The 14,576-nt window shown below is 63.9% G+C and carries 14 protein-coding genes; 6 read left to right on the forward strand and 8 right to left on the reverse strand.

Annotation, left to right across the window (positions count from 1 at the left end):
* Positions 1-76: 76 nt before the first annotated feature.
* From MU553_RS02765 to MU553_RS02775, 3 genes are read left to right on the forward strand one after another with little or no spacing between them, the layout of a single operon-like run.
* Entirely contained in the window at positions 77-1,576 is a 1,500-nt protein-coding gene (locus tag MU553_RS02765) for a DUF790 family protein (protein WP_247375182.1), read from the forward strand.
* A gap of 59 nt (positions 1,577-1,635) precedes the next feature.
* Positions 1,636-2,055 carry a VOC family protein gene (locus MU553_RS02770; RefSeq protein WP_247375185.1) on the forward strand — a complete coding sequence of 140 codons (420 nt, stop codon included), beginning with the start codon at positions 1,636-1,638 and terminating at the stop codon, positions 2,053-2,055.
* 44 nt (positions 2,056-2,099) lie between these two features.
* Positions 2,100-2,492: a DUF8147 domain-containing protein gene (locus MU553_RS02775; protein ID WP_247375187.1), complete on the forward strand. Its 393-nt coding sequence runs from the start codon at positions 2,100-2,102 to the stop codon at positions 2,490-2,492.
* Between the two features lie 164 nt (positions 2,493-2,656).
* On the opposite strand, the gene MU553_RS02780 is transcribed toward MU553_RS02775, so the two are convergent.
* Positions 2,657-3,625 (reverse strand): phosphoadenosine phosphosulfate reductase family protein, encoded by a 969-nt coding sequence (locus tag MU553_RS02780; RefSeq protein WP_247375190.1) that lies wholly within the window; start codon positions 3,623-3,625, stop codon positions 2,657-2,659.
* 145 nt (positions 3,626-3,770) lie between these two features.
* On the opposite strand from MU553_RS02780, the gene MU553_RS02785 reads away from it, so the two are divergent.
* Positions 3,771-4,022 carry a hypothetical protein gene (locus MU553_RS02785; RefSeq protein ID WP_247375193.1) on the forward strand — a complete coding sequence of 84 codons (252 nt, stop codon included), beginning with the start codon at positions 3,771-3,773 and terminating at the stop codon, positions 4,020-4,022.
* 60 nt (positions 4,023-4,082) lie between these two features.
* Here MU553_RS02785 and MU553_RS02790 read toward each other — a convergent pair whose 3' ends face one another.
* A complete protein-coding gene (locus tag MU553_RS02790) occupies positions 4,083-4,682 on the reverse strand; it encodes a DUF7110 family protein (RefSeq protein ID WP_247375195.1) in 600 nt (199 codons plus the stop codon).
* A 234-nt stretch (positions 4,683-4,916) separates the two neighbouring features.
* On the opposite strand from MU553_RS02790, the gene MU553_RS02795 reads away from it, so the two are divergent.
* Positions 4,917-5,945 (forward strand): NAD(P)/FAD-dependent oxidoreductase, encoded by a 1,029-nt coding sequence (locus MU553_RS02795; protein WP_247375199.1) that lies wholly within the window; start codon positions 4,917-4,919, stop codon positions 5,943-5,945.
* Positions 5,946-6,021: 76 nt separating this feature from the next.
* Here the strand turns inward: MU553_RS02795 and MU553_RS02800 are convergent, their stop codons facing one another.
* Positions 6,022-6,705 (reverse strand): hypothetical protein, encoded by a 684-nt coding sequence (locus MU553_RS02800; RefSeq protein ID WP_247375201.1) that lies wholly within the window; start codon positions 6,703-6,705, stop codon positions 6,022-6,024.
* Positions 6,706-6,892: 187 nt separating this feature from the next.
* Between MU553_RS02800 and MU553_RS02805 the strand changes: the two genes are divergently transcribed.
* On the forward strand, positions 6,893-8,359 hold the full coding sequence (locus tag MU553_RS02805; RefSeq protein WP_247375204.1) for an amidase: 1,467 nt from the start codon (positions 6,893-6,895) through the stop codon (positions 8,357-8,359).
* Here MU553_RS02805 and MU553_RS02810 read toward each other — a convergent pair.
* The 5 genes from MU553_RS02810 to MU553_RS02830 form a co-directional block, all read right to left on the reverse strand.
* Positions 8,356-9,312: a ferritin family protein gene (locus tag MU553_RS02810; RefSeq protein ID WP_247375206.1), complete on the reverse strand. Its 957-nt coding sequence runs from the start codon at positions 9,310-9,312 to the stop codon at positions 8,356-8,358. The two genes, MU553_RS02805 and MU553_RS02810, sit on opposite strands and share 4 nt — an antisense overlap.
* Positions 9,313-9,422: 110 nt before the next feature.
* Positions 9,423-10,133, reverse strand: coding sequence for an ATP-binding cassette domain-containing protein (locus MU553_RS02815; protein WP_247375209.1), 711 nt, complete (start codon positions 10,131-10,133; stop codon positions 9,423-9,425).
* A gap of 43 nt (positions 10,134-10,176) precedes the next feature.
* Complete coding sequence (locus tag MU553_RS02820; protein WP_247375212.1) at positions 10,177-11,196, reverse strand: ABC transporter permease; 1,020 nt, start codon at positions 11,194-11,196, stop codon at positions 10,177-10,179.
* A 152-nt stretch (positions 11,197-11,348) separates the two neighbouring features.
* Complete coding sequence (locus MU553_RS02825) at positions 11,349-12,626, reverse strand: MSCRAMM family adhesin SdrC (protein WP_247375216.1); 1,278 nt, start codon at positions 12,624-12,626, stop codon at positions 11,349-11,351.
* A 173-nt stretch (positions 12,627-12,799) separates the two neighbouring features.
* Positions 12,800-14,491: an AMP-binding protein gene (locus MU553_RS02830; protein ID WP_247375219.1), complete on the reverse strand. Its 1,692-nt coding sequence runs from the start codon at positions 14,489-14,491 to the stop codon at positions 12,800-12,802.
* Positions 14,492-14,576 lie beyond the last annotated feature (85 nt).

Raw genomic sequence — 14,576 nt, forward strand, 5'->3', positions numbered from 1 at the left:
CGCGGCGACGGTATGAATCTTCTCTCTCGCGTGTGCCTTCCGTCCGCTTTTGCCCGTCGAGACCCGAGTAGCGCCCGTGCTGACGAAGGACCTGCTCAGAGTGTCCCGCGCGGGGGGTGGCTTTCAGCCGCAGTTCGCCGGCGACAGCGACCGCCCGCTCGCCGCCCGCGTCATCGGTACGTACCAGGGCCACGTCGACCACCCGCGAAGCGACCTCGACGACGCGCTCACGGACCTCGAACGAGACGCCGACGACTTCAAACTCGTCCGCGGATTCGCAAAACTGCTCGACCGCGAGGCGACGTTCGAGACGCGGGCCCCCGTCGACCCGCGACGTGCTCGCGAAGCAGCGTTCACAGCCGCCGAGTCGGTCGGTGTCGCGTCCGAGACGGACCGCGAGCAGGCACTCTCACGGGCGGCCGACCGGCTCGGCACCGCGGCGAGTGACGTGGCAGCGGCCCTCTACGCCGATCGCGAACAGCGGCAGGTCCTCACGAGTCTCGACGTGCGCTGGAGCCCCGACGAACTGCTCGCCCAGTACAACCTCTCGCTGGCCCAGACCGCCCTCTTTGACGCGACCGAAGTTCGGGTACGCTCGTCCGATCCAAAGGGAGTCGTCTCGGCGGTCAAGCGACTCCGGTTGCTGTACGAGATCCGACGGACGGACGGCGACCGCGAGGTCGTGGTGACAGGACCCGACGCACTGTTTCGTCGAACCCGCCGGTACGGGACCCGATTCGCCAGATTGCTCCGGACCGTCGCCAAGACTGCCGACTGGCGACTGACGGCGACCATCGACGACCGCGGAACCGAACGGGAGATGACGCTTACCGACGCGGACGTGTCGGTGCCGGGCGTCGAACCGGTGACCGAGGTGACCTACGACAGCGACGTCGAGGCCGACTTCGCTGCGCGGTTCCAGTCGCTCGACCTCGACTGGGATCTCGTGCGAGAGCCCGAACCGCTGGAAGCCGGCGCGCACGTCGTCATCCCGGACTTCGCGTTCGACTACCGACACGCCGACTTTCGCATCTACTTCGAGATCATGGGCTTCTGGACGCCCGAGTACGTCGAGAAGAAACTCGCGCGGCTGGCCGACCTGGAGGACGTCGAGATGTTGGTCGCCGTCGACGAGACCCTCGGAGTCGGGGAGGACATCGAAGCCCGCGATCACCGTGCGATTCCGTACTCGGGACGCGTCCGTCTCAAAGACGTCCGTGACGCGCTCCGACAGTACGAAGAGGAACTGGCTGCACACGCTGCTGCCGATTTGCCGGCCGACGTGACGCCCGACGCGGACGCGATCGCCATCGAGACGCTGGCCGACCGCCTCGGCGTCAGTGAAAGTGCCCTCGAAGGCAAGAACTTTCCCGAGCACGAGGTGGTCGGCAGAACCCTGATTCAGCCGGCCGTGCTGGACGCACTGGACGACAGTATCGAGGCGGGAATGGATCTCGGAACAGTCGAGGCGACGCTCGACGAATACGGTATCGACGACGCCAGCGCGGTGCTCGCTCAGCTCGGGTACCGCGTCGAGTGGGAGGGTCTCAGCGGTGGGACCGTCCGGGAGAAGTAGGTATCGCCGCGGCGAGTGGAGACGAAGTGGTTTTCCGGCTTTCCCCGGGAGGGACAGATATGCAGGACCTCAGCGCACACCACGTCGGCATCACCGTCAGCGACCTCGACCGCGCCGTGTCGTTCTACCGTGACGTGCTCGGACTCGACGTACTCGCCCGCTTCAGCGTCGGTGGCGAGGAGTTCGCGACGGGCGTCGGCGTCGCGAACGCCAGCGCGGACTTCGCCCACCTCGACGGCGACGGTGCCCGCATCGAACTCGTCGAGTACGAGCCCGAAGGTGAAGACGCGACGGGCGGCGACGTCAACCAACCCGGCGCGAAACACGTCGGACTCGCGGTGGACGACCTCGACGCGTTCTACGAGACCCTGCCCGACGAAGTCGAGACGATCAGCGAGCCGCAAACGACGGAGAGCGGGACGCGCATCCTGTTCGTCCGCGACCCGGACGAGAACCTCGTGGAGATACTGGAAACGTAGAACCGCAGGCAAAACGTCATTGTTGCGCGTTGTCTATCCGTTGTATGCGCCTCCGTAACGTTGCGCTCGTCGTGGCGAGCGGCATCGCCGCGTTCCTCGTCGTCGGCGTCCTCGCGACCGAACTCGCCGCCCCGTACGTCGAGTTCTCGCTGTTCGTCGGGATTCCGGTTGGGCTCGTCGCCGGCGTGACGACGGCAGCCGTCGTCACCCTCGGGCTCGGTCCCGCGGCCGGACCCGGACGCCGTCGAGTCGCCCTCTCGCTGGGGACCTTCGGCGTCGCCTTCCTCGTCGTCCTCTTTGGTGCAGCGGGCGGCTTCGGCACCGGGACAGTCATCGCTCTGGTCGCCGGTGTCATCGTCGGCCTCGTCGCAGCCACGGCTGCGTATTTCTGGTTCGACAGCGGACAGGCGAATGGTGCTGTAGCTCACGGCCGATAGGTGCTGTCGTCAGCAAGCATCCGGCGCGCGAAGCGCGCCGGTTCACTGCCGGTGAGTGCCGGAGGCACGAACCGGCAGCAGTTTTTAGCGTAGATTTTTACGAAGGGGGTTCCCGCAGCGAGCGCCTAAGGCCGAGCGAGGAAACCCCCTGAAGTAAAAAGGTACTACATGTAACCGAGGTCGCGCAGGCGCTCCATCAGGTCCTCTTTGTCCTGGGCGCGGCCCGCGCGCTCGGTCGTGTTCTCCATGTCCTGCAGCCAGGCAGGCTCTTCGGCGGACTTGTCGGTGCTCACTTCACTGCCGAGCGAGCGGAAGCCGGCGAAGTACTTGGGGCTGACCGGGATGTCGTCTTTGGTCAGGTCGTTCGGCAGGTCGTCGTCGGCCTGCGGGACGTAGCCGTCGTCCGGGAACTCGGGGACGGTGTCGGGGACGACGAAGTGCCAGAAGGCGTCCCAGACGTCCGGTTCGGCGAACTGCAGGATCGGTTGGATGCGGTCGTGCGGGGGGTAGATGTCCGGGTCGTGGCGCGGCGAGAAGAACGTCTCGTCGGCGCGGGCTTCCTGCTCGTCCCAGCGGACGCCCGAAATCACGCCGTCGACGTCGTACTCTTCGAGGGCGTCGTTCAGCGCAACCGTCTTGAGCAGGTGGTTGCCGACGTAGGTGTCCAGCAGGAACGGGAACGTGTCCTCCTCGTACTCGAGCAGGTCGCGGATGTGGTGCTGGTTGTGTTCGGAGAGGTCGCTGATCTCGATGTCGTCGCCGGGCGTCAGGTCGTGCTCGTCGACGTACTCGCCGACGTCCTCGTTGCGCGCGTAGATGAGGTCGAGGTCCCACTCGTCGGCCCACTTCTCGACGAAGTCGTGGAGGTCGTCGAAGTGCTGGAAGTGGTCGATGAACACGACGGGCGGGACGTCGAGGTCGAACTTCTCGGCGACCTCTTTGATGAAGTACAGCGTGAGCGTCGAGTCCTTCCCACCGGTCCACATGACAGCCGGGTTCTCGTACTGTTCGAGTCCCTGGCGGGTGACTTCGATCGCCTTCTCGACTTTGTCCTGGATGGTCGGATAGTCGGCCGGGTCTTCGCCGTCGCCGTCCTCGTAATCCACGTCCAGGTACTCCGGGAACTCTGACATGGTGTAATGAGATATAATTAGGTGCGGTAAGTGTTTTTCGGCCTGCCAGTCGAGTGCCGTGTTATCGCACGACACGAGTGTCTCGGCAGTCCCGGACCCCACGTCGGCCTGTGGGTTTTAGGCACTAGCCATAGTCACTCTGGGTATGAGCCAGTTGCACGACGAGCTGCGAACGGCCTACGAAGACGAAGGGTACGACGTCGCCGAGATCAGTGCGAATCGCGAGACGATCCGGGTGGTCGTGCTCGACGAGGACGCCGAGGCGTCGGCCCTGCGCTCGATCGCGACGGCCGTCGTCGACGACGAGGACATGCTCGCGCTGAACGTCACCACCGAATCCGTCGACGGGCAGGACAGGATGGGAACAGTGGTCTCCTTCCGGCATCGGCCTTCCTGAGCGAGCGCCACCGCTGGGGCTCTTGATGCACAGAAGATGGACGAGATCAGTCCGTTGCAGTTAGCTGATGAACTTGTTGTCGCGCCAGTTGACGCCGCCGCCCTGTTCGTCGTCTTTCGGTTCCTCGACGACGTTGATGGAGGCGGGTCGTCTCTCGCCGTCGACGATGCGAGTGGCTCGGAGTTCGCCATCGACGGCGGAAACGGCCGTGAGCGTCCCTTTCTCTGCGATCGTTGCGATACCACAGAGGACCTCGAACATCGGGTACTGAAGTGCTGTGTTCTGGAGGACGGTCTCGCGATCGCCCTTGAAGCAAGCGTACTCGACGAGCTCTGACTCGATTTCCTCTTCTTCCTCTTCGAGCGTGCCCCACTGCGGGCCTGTGCCACCACCACTCCGACCACCCGGACCGCCCGGACCGTCTTCGGGTTCCTCTTCGTAAACCCGATTTTCTGTGATGCTGGCTTTGAGCTGTGCCGTCGGCGTGTACTTGCTCATGCTCTCGTCGGCTGCGACAGCACTGATGATGAGCGTGTTGTTGCGACGAGTGATGTCGATGTCCTGCATCTCCACGGGGAGTTCAGGATCCTCGAAATACTCGTAGACGTCTTCCAGCGGCAATTCAAGTGTCGAATGAAGTCTGTATACGCGGCTGGTCATGATTTGGAATGAGTGGCGGTCGGCTGACACCGGGCTGTTCACTGGGATATACGCACCCCTACCATATATGGCCTGTCCTTCCTGTGAAGCCTGTAAACTGTGTATCGTGTTAACTCCAGCCACACAGAGAGGCCCTGTTTTCGGTGGCCTCGAGGGGAGTCGACCAGGGGTAGCGAAAGCGGTAACGTGCAGGTTACGGGAGAAGTTTAGTACGGCCACCGTTCTAGGATACGTATGACCGATACCAAGGAGTACGAGGTCGTCGTCGTTGGTGGAGGCCCCGCCGGGTTGACTGCGGCACTCTACACGACGCGGCTGGGACACGACACGGCAGTCATCAACCGCGGTGGCGGACGCGCGGCGATGATGCAGGAGACGCACAACGTCATCGGCACGACCGAGGACGTCTCGGGCAACGAGTTGCTCCAGGCAGCGATCGACCAGATCGAGGGCTACGGCGCGGACTACCACCAGGACTTCGTGACCAGCGCCGAACGGACCGAAAACGGTCGGTTCCGGCTCGAAGCCGGGAACGTCACCGCCGTCGCCGACCGGGTCGTCCTCGCGACGGGATTCAGCGACAAGCGCCCCGAGCCGCCGCTCCCGCGCACGGGCCGCGGCCTCCACTACTGTCTCCACTGCGACGCCTACATGTTCGTCGACGAGCCCGTCTACGTGATGGGTCACGGCGAGGCCGCCGCGAAGGTCGCGATGATCATGCTCAACTTCACCGACGAGGTCGACATCCTCACGCGCGGGCACGAGCCGACCTGGAGCGAGGAGACCGCACGGCAGGTCGAAGCCCATCCCGTCGAGGTGTTCGACGCCGACATCGAGGCCGTCGAGAACGGCGACGACGGCTGGCTCGAAGGGTTCGTCTTCGAGGACGGGACCTTCGAGGAGTATCGCGGTGGCTTCGCGATGTACGGTTCCGAGTACAACACCGACCTCGCCGAGCAACTCGGCGTCGACTTGAACGACGACGGAACGATCGCAGTCGACGACCACGGCGCGACGAGCGTCGACGGCGTCTGGGCAGTCGGTGACGTCGTCCCCGGCCACAACCAGATTCCGGTCGCCATGGGCCAGGGTGCGAAGGCCGGCATCGACATCCACTACGGCCTCCGAACGTTCCCGATGTCGCTCGACGAAATCGAAGCACAGGGCGGGATCGACGACGCCGACGCACCGGGGATGTCCGATCGACTCCGCGGCCGAGCGCGCGCCCACCGCCGCGATAGCGAGGCGTCAGCGGACGACTAAACACCCGTTCTCTCCTTCCGTCTCAGACCGATGGTCAGTGTGAAGAGACCACGAGAAACTCGAAGTTGTCCGCACGTCACCCGTACTCGTAGATGCGGTCCTCGTCGGGGTCGTACTGGACTTCGAGTCCGAGGTTCGGGAGCGTAATCCGATTGGTCGCCAGGTAGGTCGCGCGGATGTCCGCGTATCGCATCTGGAGACCGGGATTCGACCCGCCAGTCAGTTCGATCTGTCGCGTGCCACCAGGAAGGTCGGCGTTCGTCCCGTTGCGAGTCGGTTCGTCGTGCGTTCGGAGCGTGATTATCCGGCTGAATCCGTGCCTGCTGTCCGGCACGTTCCGCTCGGACACGGTCATACCGTTGAACACGACGGTCTCCGCGCTCAGCGCCGGCGTCTTGAGGAGCAACTGGCCAGTCGTCACGTTGGCGCCGTCCGACCCGGCGGTTATCACCAGGCGCGCGTTCCCCCGCATGCCGTACTGATCGAGGTTGAATCGCTTGCCGAGTCGCAACTCTTCGATCTCGACCTCGCGGAGTTCCGCGACACCCTGTGGATAGTTCGAGTGGTTCTCGGCGTCGCCGCTTCCCGGGTAGAGGATGAAGTCGTCGCCGGCGATCCTGTCTGCCTGGATTCGGAACCCGCCGATGCCCGAGATCGGGACTGCAAACGCCACGCCCGTGCTCAGAAAGAGCGTTCCTACGACAGCAACGACACCGAGCGATGCACCAGTGCTTTTCGCGAAGATCCCCGTATCGTACATTATCGTTCCCCGTCGTGTCAGTTTCTTCCAGGAGAACGACGTTTGAACCAACCCCTCCTATCGAAGGACGTTTATTACAACGACCGGACACCAGCGAGAAACAGATCGGCAACCTCGCGTTCGGAACTGGCGCAAACGAGTCTGTTGTTGGGTAACGATTACAATGACCCACGCCCGGGCTAGCAGCATGACGGACATCCAGTTCCAGTCCGCGACGGCCCTCGCCGGGGCCGTCCGAAGGGGGGAGCGCTCGCCCGTCGATCTCGTCGACGCGTACCTCGACCGTATCGCCGACCGAAACGAGGAATTGAACGCCTACGTTACCGTGTTAGAGGACGAAGCGCGCGAACGGGCGCGTGAAGCCGAACAGGCGATCGAAGAAGGGGCCGACCTCGGACCGCTCCACGGCGTCCCGATCGCGATCAAAGACCTTCACCAGCCAAAAGCGGGCGTCCCGAACACGAAGGGACTGAAACCACTGGCCGACAACGTCGCGACCGAAACCGCGCTCGTCGTCGAGCGGCTGGAAGCCGCGGGGGCGATCGTCCTCGGAACGACGAACACCCCTGAACTGGGCCATACGATGCGCACGGACAACGAACTCCTCGGCCCGACGCCGACGCCGTTCGATCCCGAGGGAGAACGCAACGCTGGCGGGTCCTCGGGCGGGAGCGCGGCCGCCCTCGCAGACGGACTCTGTGCACTGGCGACGGGATCGGACATGGGCGGGTCGCTCCGCAATCCGGCGGCCTGCTGTCACGTGGTCTCGGTGAAACCGACCTACGGGCTGGTTCCGCACGACGACCGTCCGGACGCATTCAGTTCCCACACCCCGTTCGGCGTGCTCGGCCCGATGGCCCGGACGGTCGACGACGTGGCGCTCATGCTCTCGGTGATGGTCGGCAAGGACGACGTCGACCCCTTCAGCGTCCCGGCCCCCGACGTGGACTACCAGGCCGCGACCGACCGGCCAGCCGACGAGTACAGCCTGGCGTTCACGCCCGACCTCGACACCTTTCCCGTGGCCGAGTCAGTCCGGGCGGTCTGCCGCGACGCCGTCGATGCGGTTGCCGACGCCGGCGTCTCGGTCGCAGACATCACGTTCGGAGGGCCGGACAAGGGCGACCTGACCTATGCGTACGGAACGACCGCCGCTCCGCAGTTCGCCCGCGGCGCCCGCATCCTCAAAAGAGAACACGGGATCGACGTGACTGGCGCGGCCGCCGACGACCTCTCTCCCTCGTTCGTCAGCACGGTCACGATGGGGCAGGGCTACGACACCGACGAGTACCTGGACACGAACACGATTCGGACGGAACTCTACGACGCCGTCGAGGCAGTGCTGGCCGACCACGACGCGCTGGTGATGCCGGCACTCGCGACGCCGCCCCTGACGCACGACGAACCCTACCCAACCGAGATCGAGGGCGAGTCCGCCGGCGGGCTCCCGATGGACTGGGGACTCACCTGGCCGTTCAACATGACCGGTCACCCGGTGATGTCAGTGCCCGCTGGACTGACCGACGACGGACTGCCCATCGGCCTCCAGCTCGTCGGTTCGCGGTACGCCGAGGACGACCTCCTCGCCATCGCGGCCGCGTTCGAGGAAGCGAATCCCTGGGCCGACGACTACCCGGGCGCCCGAGGGAATTAGTCGTCGCTGGCGGCCCCGGCGTCGTCGGCGCCCTCGATCTTGACGAGTTCGTCGACCGGCGGGACCGCCGCGTCCGACTCGGTCAGGATTTCGACGCGCCGGGTGAGTTTGTCTCGCGAGTACTCGACGAGCGGCACGGGGTCGGTCGCGACGTTCGCTGCGCTCTGGACGATGCCGGCGACGTGGGGCATCAGGCTCTGGAGCGTGTCCTGGACGATCTCTGGATCGACGCCCTCGTCGTGGATCAGCCGCCGAACCTCGTTCATCCCGAAGCCGACGTGGCGGCCCTCGTCGCTGCGAATTTTCGTGATGCCGCCGACGAGACCGTTCAAGTTCGGGAACTCCCGGAGCGCCACCTCGTCCGATCCCGAGTCGCTGAACGACGACTGAAGTCCGAAGTAGGCCGTCTGAGCCAGCACCGACTCGATGACGAGATGGTAGTGGCAGTACGCCTTCGCGCGGTTCTCGGGCGTGTCCGCCTCCAGCAGTCTGTTCATCGCCGCCTCGTTCTTGTCGAAGAGTTTGACGTAGGCTTCGCCGAAGTAGCGCTGGTCGGTCGGCGACGTCACTTCGTACCCCAGCTCTTCGGCCACCGGGTCGATGACGTTGCGCCAGTACCGATCGAAAAACTGCGTGTGTTTGGCTTCCTCGTAGATCTGGCTGGAGACGAACATCTGCTTGTCGATGTCGTCGAGCGCCAGCCCCAGCGGCATCAGGTCCTCCGTCACCGCCTCCTCGCCCGCCCCGAACAGCGCGATGGTCGTCCTGAACTCGTCGAACTCCGCTTCGGTCGGTTCGTCCTCGACGAACTTCTCCAGGTCCGCTTCGAGATCCGCTTCCGGGACGTCCTCGTACGGGCCCCAGTGCCGATACACCGCGTTCTCGAAGTACCCCTGTGCGAACGACTCCCTGTCCAGTCGCATCGATCGACTGGTGTCCTCCACCTGTGTCATTGTGGGTCGTCCACAAACACCACGGCCACAGGGTAGTTGTTACCCCCTAAAAATTACGGCCATTTATTCCGTCGAAGAAAGGCATCAGTGAGGAGACGTGACTGCGGCCGTCACTCGCTGTCTGCGCTGGACTCGCCGCGTTCCAGTGCCATGATGCGATCGACGTACAGTTCGTGGAGCGTGTCGCGCTCGCCGAGCGAGAGAGCGTCGCGGTCGGCGTCGACGACGACGTCGCCGTCGTAGAGCACCGTGAGGTGGTCGACCAGCGGGTCGAACTCGGTGAGATGGTGCGTCGAGACGACGACGGCGTTGCCGGCGTCGCGGTACTCGCCGAGGAAGTCGAGCAAGCGGTTCTTCGACACGTCGTCCAGGTCGCCGAGCGGTTCGTCCAGGAAGAGCACGTCCGGCTTGTCGAGCAGCGCCAGCGCCAGGTCGAGTTTCTTCGCGAACCCCCCGGATAGCTCGGCCGCGCTCCGATCCATGACGCGATCCAGCCGGAGCGTCGTCACCAGTTCCGCCCGCCACGCGTCGTCGGTCGCGCCGACCAGCGCACTGAACACCGAGAGGTTCTCCGCGACCGTCAGTCCCCGGTAGAAGTTCGCCCGCTGGAACCCGCAGCCGATCCGTCCGTCCGGGAGCGACACCTCGCCGCTCGTTGGCGTCGTCAGTCCCAACACCGTCCGAAACAGGGTGGTCTTCCCGGACCCGTTCGGGCCGACGAGGCAGTGGAAGGTGCCCTGCTGCACGGTGAGGTCCACCCCCGTCAGGGCCGTCACGTCGTCGTAGCGCTTGGTCACGTTCCGGAGTTCGACTACTGCCATTGCACGACCTCCGTTCTCGGGGGTGGTAGCTCGTCTCCCATGTTCAGATCGTCCGTTTGTAGCGTTCGATGGAGAGTTTCAACAGCAGCACAGTCACCGCAGTGAACCCCAGCAGCGCGAGCAGCCAGTCCGCGAACAGTCCGACGTGCAGGTCCTTCAGCGTCAGACTTCGCGCGACGATCATCGAGTAGTGCAGGGGGATCTGGCGAGCGATCTCTTTGCGGAGCGGCGAGAAGAACCCGACCGGGTAGACGATGCTGGAGAAGGTCAGTAACGCGAACATGACCGCGACGTTGACGAACCGACCGAGCGTGCTGAAGTCGCTCAGGATCATGATGCTCGCGCTGATCGCCGAGAGGTAGACGAACGTCAACAGGAAGACGCCGACGACCGCCAGCGACAGGAACGTCACGGTGTAGCCCAGATGCCACGCCGCCCCGTAGAACGCCGAGATCGGGACCAGCATGAGCAGCGTCATGTAGAGGATCTTGGTCGCGACCACCGCGTCCATCGAGGTTTCGACCAGTAACCGTTCGAGCACGTCGGCTTCCCTGGCCAGGTTGTAGGGGAGGTACGTGAACGCGAACAGCATGACGATCCCCATCAAGAACACGGGCACGAGATACTCCGAGAGCGTGTGCTGCTGGCCGACTACCTCCCGCTCGACGGAAATGTCGGCCGGCAGGTTCCGGTCGAGATAGAACGCCATGATACTCCGGATGGCCTTCGACGGCTCCTTGAACGGCACCATGCTCCCGTCGATGTACAGGAAAAACGTGGCGTTCTCCGTGTTCTCGTCCAGAATGCCGGGCGGCACCTCCAGGACCGCGTACACCGACTCCCGTCGGAGTGCGGTCATCGCCGCGGACTTGTTCTCGTAGCGCTGCGGGTCGGAGAACGTGGCTGCGCCACCCTCGATGATCGTCAGGCCGTCCTCGGAGACGGTCTCGTTCTCCGGGACGACGGCGATCGGGGCGTCCTCGGGGACGACCGTCTCGAAGACGACGGTCGTGAGAGCGAAAAAGCCCGGCAGCAAGAGGAGCAAAAAGAGGAGCGTCACCATTCGGTGCCGGCTCCAGAGCACCTCCTTCCGTAAGAGCGACAGAATATTCATCGAGACTACGCTTGGGGACGAAGCCAGGGGACTTCAGCCTGGTGTTGCGCTCGGAATCAGGACCGGGCGCCTCCATCGCGGCAGACCCGAACCCGTGTCACTTAGGTCCCGCTCCCGACAGGCGTGGCAGTTTCCGTCGGGACGTCGTCGCCGAACCCGGACTCAGATCCGTAGTCGGATTCGCTCTCGTAGCTGGAATCGGTCTCGGAGTCAGAGCCGTAGTCGAGGTCGTACTCCGAGCCGGTTTCGTAGTCGTAGCCGGAGTCAGTGTCGGTGTCGAAGTCGGTTCCGTAGCTACTCCCGTACATCCCGCCCCACTCCTCCATCGCGGCTTTCCACGCGTCGACGATCGTGTCGACGTCGCTCTCGAAGGTCATCTTCACTGCCGTCCCGTCCTGTTCGACGTTCACGTCGTTGAGGAGGGCTTTTGTCTCGTTTGACTGTGTGAACTGTTCGGCTCCGACGACGCCGGCCTTGACCAGAGCGGCGACGTCGTCAGCGTCGCTCTCGTCGCCGGTCTCCATGCGCATCTGCATCCCGATATCGTCCTCTGCCGTGTAGTACGACCCGGACACGACCGAGATGCTCTTGACTGACTCGAACCGTTGGTCGCTCGTCACGCCCGTTCCAGTCTGGTTCAGTTTCTCCTCGTCCGGGAACGTCGCAGCGAACTTCATGTACGTGTTCTCACCGCTCTGCGTGTCGTCGTAGGCGGTCCGCAGGTCGCCGTCGAACGCGTCCATCTCACCGCGGTCCACGTCGATGGCGTCCTTGACCGCGTCCTCCGATCCGACGACGTACTGGCCGTCTGCGAGCACGCCGATCCAGCCCCGGTCCTCGTCCTCCGAGACGTTCTCTTGCTTGTAGATCGTGTAGCCCTCGTAGTCGTCTTCCGCGTACTCGGTGCCGTTCGAATCGGTCTCGTCGATGAATTTCTCTTCGCTCCACTCCGAGTCGATGACGAACCCGGCGTAGCTGTCGTCGGGGAGACCTGTACTCGCGGACTCGCTCGCGTCAGGGTACTTCCCGTACATCATGACGCTGTTGAGCTTGTCCATCTCCAGCGACGTGTTCGAGGAGGTGTTCGCCATCATCTCCTCGTAACTGTCCGGCCCCGTGTACAGCTCACCCTGTTGTTCCTTCGACATGTTGATGAGACTGTTGACGAGTTCCTTCGTGGTCTGGTCTTCGGCGACGTCGGGATCCATGTACATCACCACGTCGACGTCCTCGGGGACTTTGTCGGCCATCTGGTCTTCACCCAGGAACGGAAGGTCACCGTCGAGTACCACGTACGTCGCCCCGGCACCGCCGATGACGACCATGCCAGCGATCACGACCTGCAGTTTATTCGCGAGGAGCGTCTCGGTGATCGCCATCACGCCACCTCCGTTCGGAAGCGAGCGTCACACCACTGCGGGTGGGGAGCGGACGGGACGGCAAACGTATCTGAGAAACGGATGTGCTGCATACCTGATAGCTGCATGTGGACGAATAAAGATGTTACTGCCGAAATATAACGGGCGAAACCCGCGACGCGCGAGCGTCGCGCTCAGTCCTCGTGTCGTTCCTTGAGCTGCTGCTTGTCCGTCTTGCCGATGTCCGTCAGCGGGATCTCGTCGACGATGTGCACCTCTTCGGGCATAGCCTGACGCGGAACCTTTCCTTCCAGGTGCGCCTCGATGTCCGCCTTGGTGAGGTCGCCGTCGTAGTCCGGATCGGGTTCGACGTAGATGACGACGATCTCGCTGCCGGGACGGTCCGGGTCGGGCGCGCCGATGGTCGCCGGCCGGTGGACGCCCGGATGGGAGAACAGCACCTCGTCGACCTCCTCGGAGTAGACCTTGAGGCCGGACACGTTGATCATGTTCTTCACGCGGTCGACGATGTAGAACCGACCCATCGGATCGACCTTGGCGACGTCACCGGTCGAGACGTAGCCCTCCTCGTCGAAGGGGTCCTTGTCCTGATCGAGGTAGCTCTTCATGCGCTGTGGCCCCTTCATGAGGAGTTCGCCTTCGCGTTCCTCCTCGATGGCGTCCTCGATCGGGATCTCCTCGTCCGTGTCGACGTCGCGGAGTTTGATCTCCGTGTCGGGCGCCGGGACGCCGATCGTCGGCTTGTCGAAGCCTTCCTCGGCCGTGTCCTGCCCGAGCAGCATGTCCTGCAGCCCGCGGACGTTGAAGTGCGTGATCGGCGACATCTCCGAGAGCCCGTACCCCTGCGAGATGCCCTTGGACTTCTCTTCGAACTCCTCTTTGGTCTCGTCGGCGAGCGGCGCGGACCCGGACAGGCCGATGACGTCCTGTTCCAAGTCCTCGTTGACGATGTTCATGAACTGCGTCGGGACCCCGAGCATCACCAGCGGCTCGTACTCCTCGATGAGGTCGGTCATCATCTCGGTGTCCCGCGCGTCGGGCACGAGCAGGAGGTCCAGCCCGAGTTCGACCAGCGAGTGCGCCACGGAGTAGCCGTAGGCGTGGTACATCGGGAGCGACATGACCGCTGCCTCGCTGCCGCGCATCATGTCCGCCATCCGAGACTGAACGGCGACGCCCTGCAGCGTGTTGGCGACGAGGTTCCTGTGCGTGAGCTGGCAGCCCTTCGGGAGTCCGGTCGTCCCACCGGTGAACAGCAGCGTGTGGACGTCCTCCTCGACGTCGAACTCGACGTCCGGCGGGTTCGGCTCGGTGTCCACGATGACCTCGGTGAGCCACTCGACGCCCTCGACCTCGTCGTACTCTGCCGGCGGGTTCGGACCGTAGTCCTCGACCTCGGTCAGGATGACGTCAGTGAGGCCGAGTTCGTCTTTGAGCGAGAGGATGAGGTCGCGGTGCTTGTCCTGCCCGATGAGCACCTCGGGGTCACCCTGTTCGAGCCGATAGATCAGGTCCTCCTCGGCGTCGAGGAAGTCGTTCGGAATGTGCACCCCGCCCGCTCGCGAGATGGCGTTCTCGGCGATGATGAACTGCGCTGATGTCGGAAGTACCGTTGCCACACGGCTCCCCTTCTCTACCCCACGTTCGCGGAGCGCCGTGGCGAGTCGGTCGACGTGATCGACGACCTCGGTGTACGGGTGCTTTTCCCCAAGTTGCACCACGCCCTGGTCGGGATGTTCCTCGGCTGTCTCGTAGAGGAACTGATGAACCGGCTCGTCGGGATACGGCTCGAGCGTCTTCGGTACCCCGAACTGCTCGTATTCCTTGAACCACGGCTGCTCCGGTATCTCGGATGCGTCTGACATCTGTCTATAATGTCGTGAATCCTACTGCTTAAACCTGGTTGGTTCCGTCACCATTTACCACGCATATTACTCGAAAAGCCGCGGA

Source organism: Halorientalis brevis (assembly GCF_023077655.1).

Coding starts and splice junctions, on each gene's coding strand:
- MU553_RS02770 (WP_247375185.1), top strand. CDS start 1,636: ATGCAGGACCTCAGCGCACACCACGTCGGCATCACCGTCAGCGACCTC.
- MU553_RS02775 (WP_247375187.1), top strand. CDS start 2,100: ATGCGCCTCCGTAACGTTGCGCTCGTCGTGGCGAGCGGCATCGCCGCG.
- MU553_RS02780 (WP_247375190.1), bottom strand. CDS start 3,625: ATGTCAGAGTTCCCGGAGTACCTGGACGTGGATTACGAGGACGGCGAC.
- MU553_RS02785 (WP_247375193.1), top strand. CDS start 3,771: ATGAGCCAGTTGCACGACGAGCTGCGAACGGCCTACGAAGACGAAGGG.
- MU553_RS02790 (WP_247375195.1), bottom strand. CDS start 4,682: ATGACCAGCCGCGTATACAGACTTCATTCGACACTTGAATTGCCGCTG.
- MU553_RS02795 (WP_247375199.1), top strand. CDS start 4,917: ATGACCGATACCAAGGAGTACGAGGTCGTCGTCGTTGGTGGAGGCCCC.
- MU553_RS02800 (WP_247375201.1), bottom strand. CDS start 6,705: ATGTACGATACGGGGATCTTCGCGAAAAGCACTGGTGCATCGCTCGGT.
- MU553_RS02805 (WP_247375204.1), top strand. CDS start 6,893: ATGACGGACATCCAGTTCCAGTCCGCGACGGCCCTCGCCGGGGCCGTC.
- MU553_RS02810 (WP_247375206.1), bottom strand. CDS start 9,312: ATGACACAGGTGGAGGACACCAGTCGATCGATGCGACTGGACAGGGAG.
- MU553_RS02815 (WP_247375209.1), bottom strand. CDS start 10,133: ATGGCAGTAGTCGAACTCCGGAACGTGACCAAGCGCTACGACGACGTG.
- MU553_RS02820 (WP_247375212.1), bottom strand. CDS start 11,196: ATGGTGACGCTCCTCTTTTTGCTCCTCTTGCTGCCGGGCTTTTTCGCT.
- MU553_RS02825 (WP_247375216.1), bottom strand. CDS start 12,626: ATGGCGATCACCGAGACGCTCCTCGCGAATAAACTGCAGGTCGTGATC.
- MU553_RS02830 (WP_247375219.1), bottom strand. CDS start 14,491: ATGTCAGACGCATCCGAGATACCGGAGCAGCCGTGGTTCAAGGAATAC.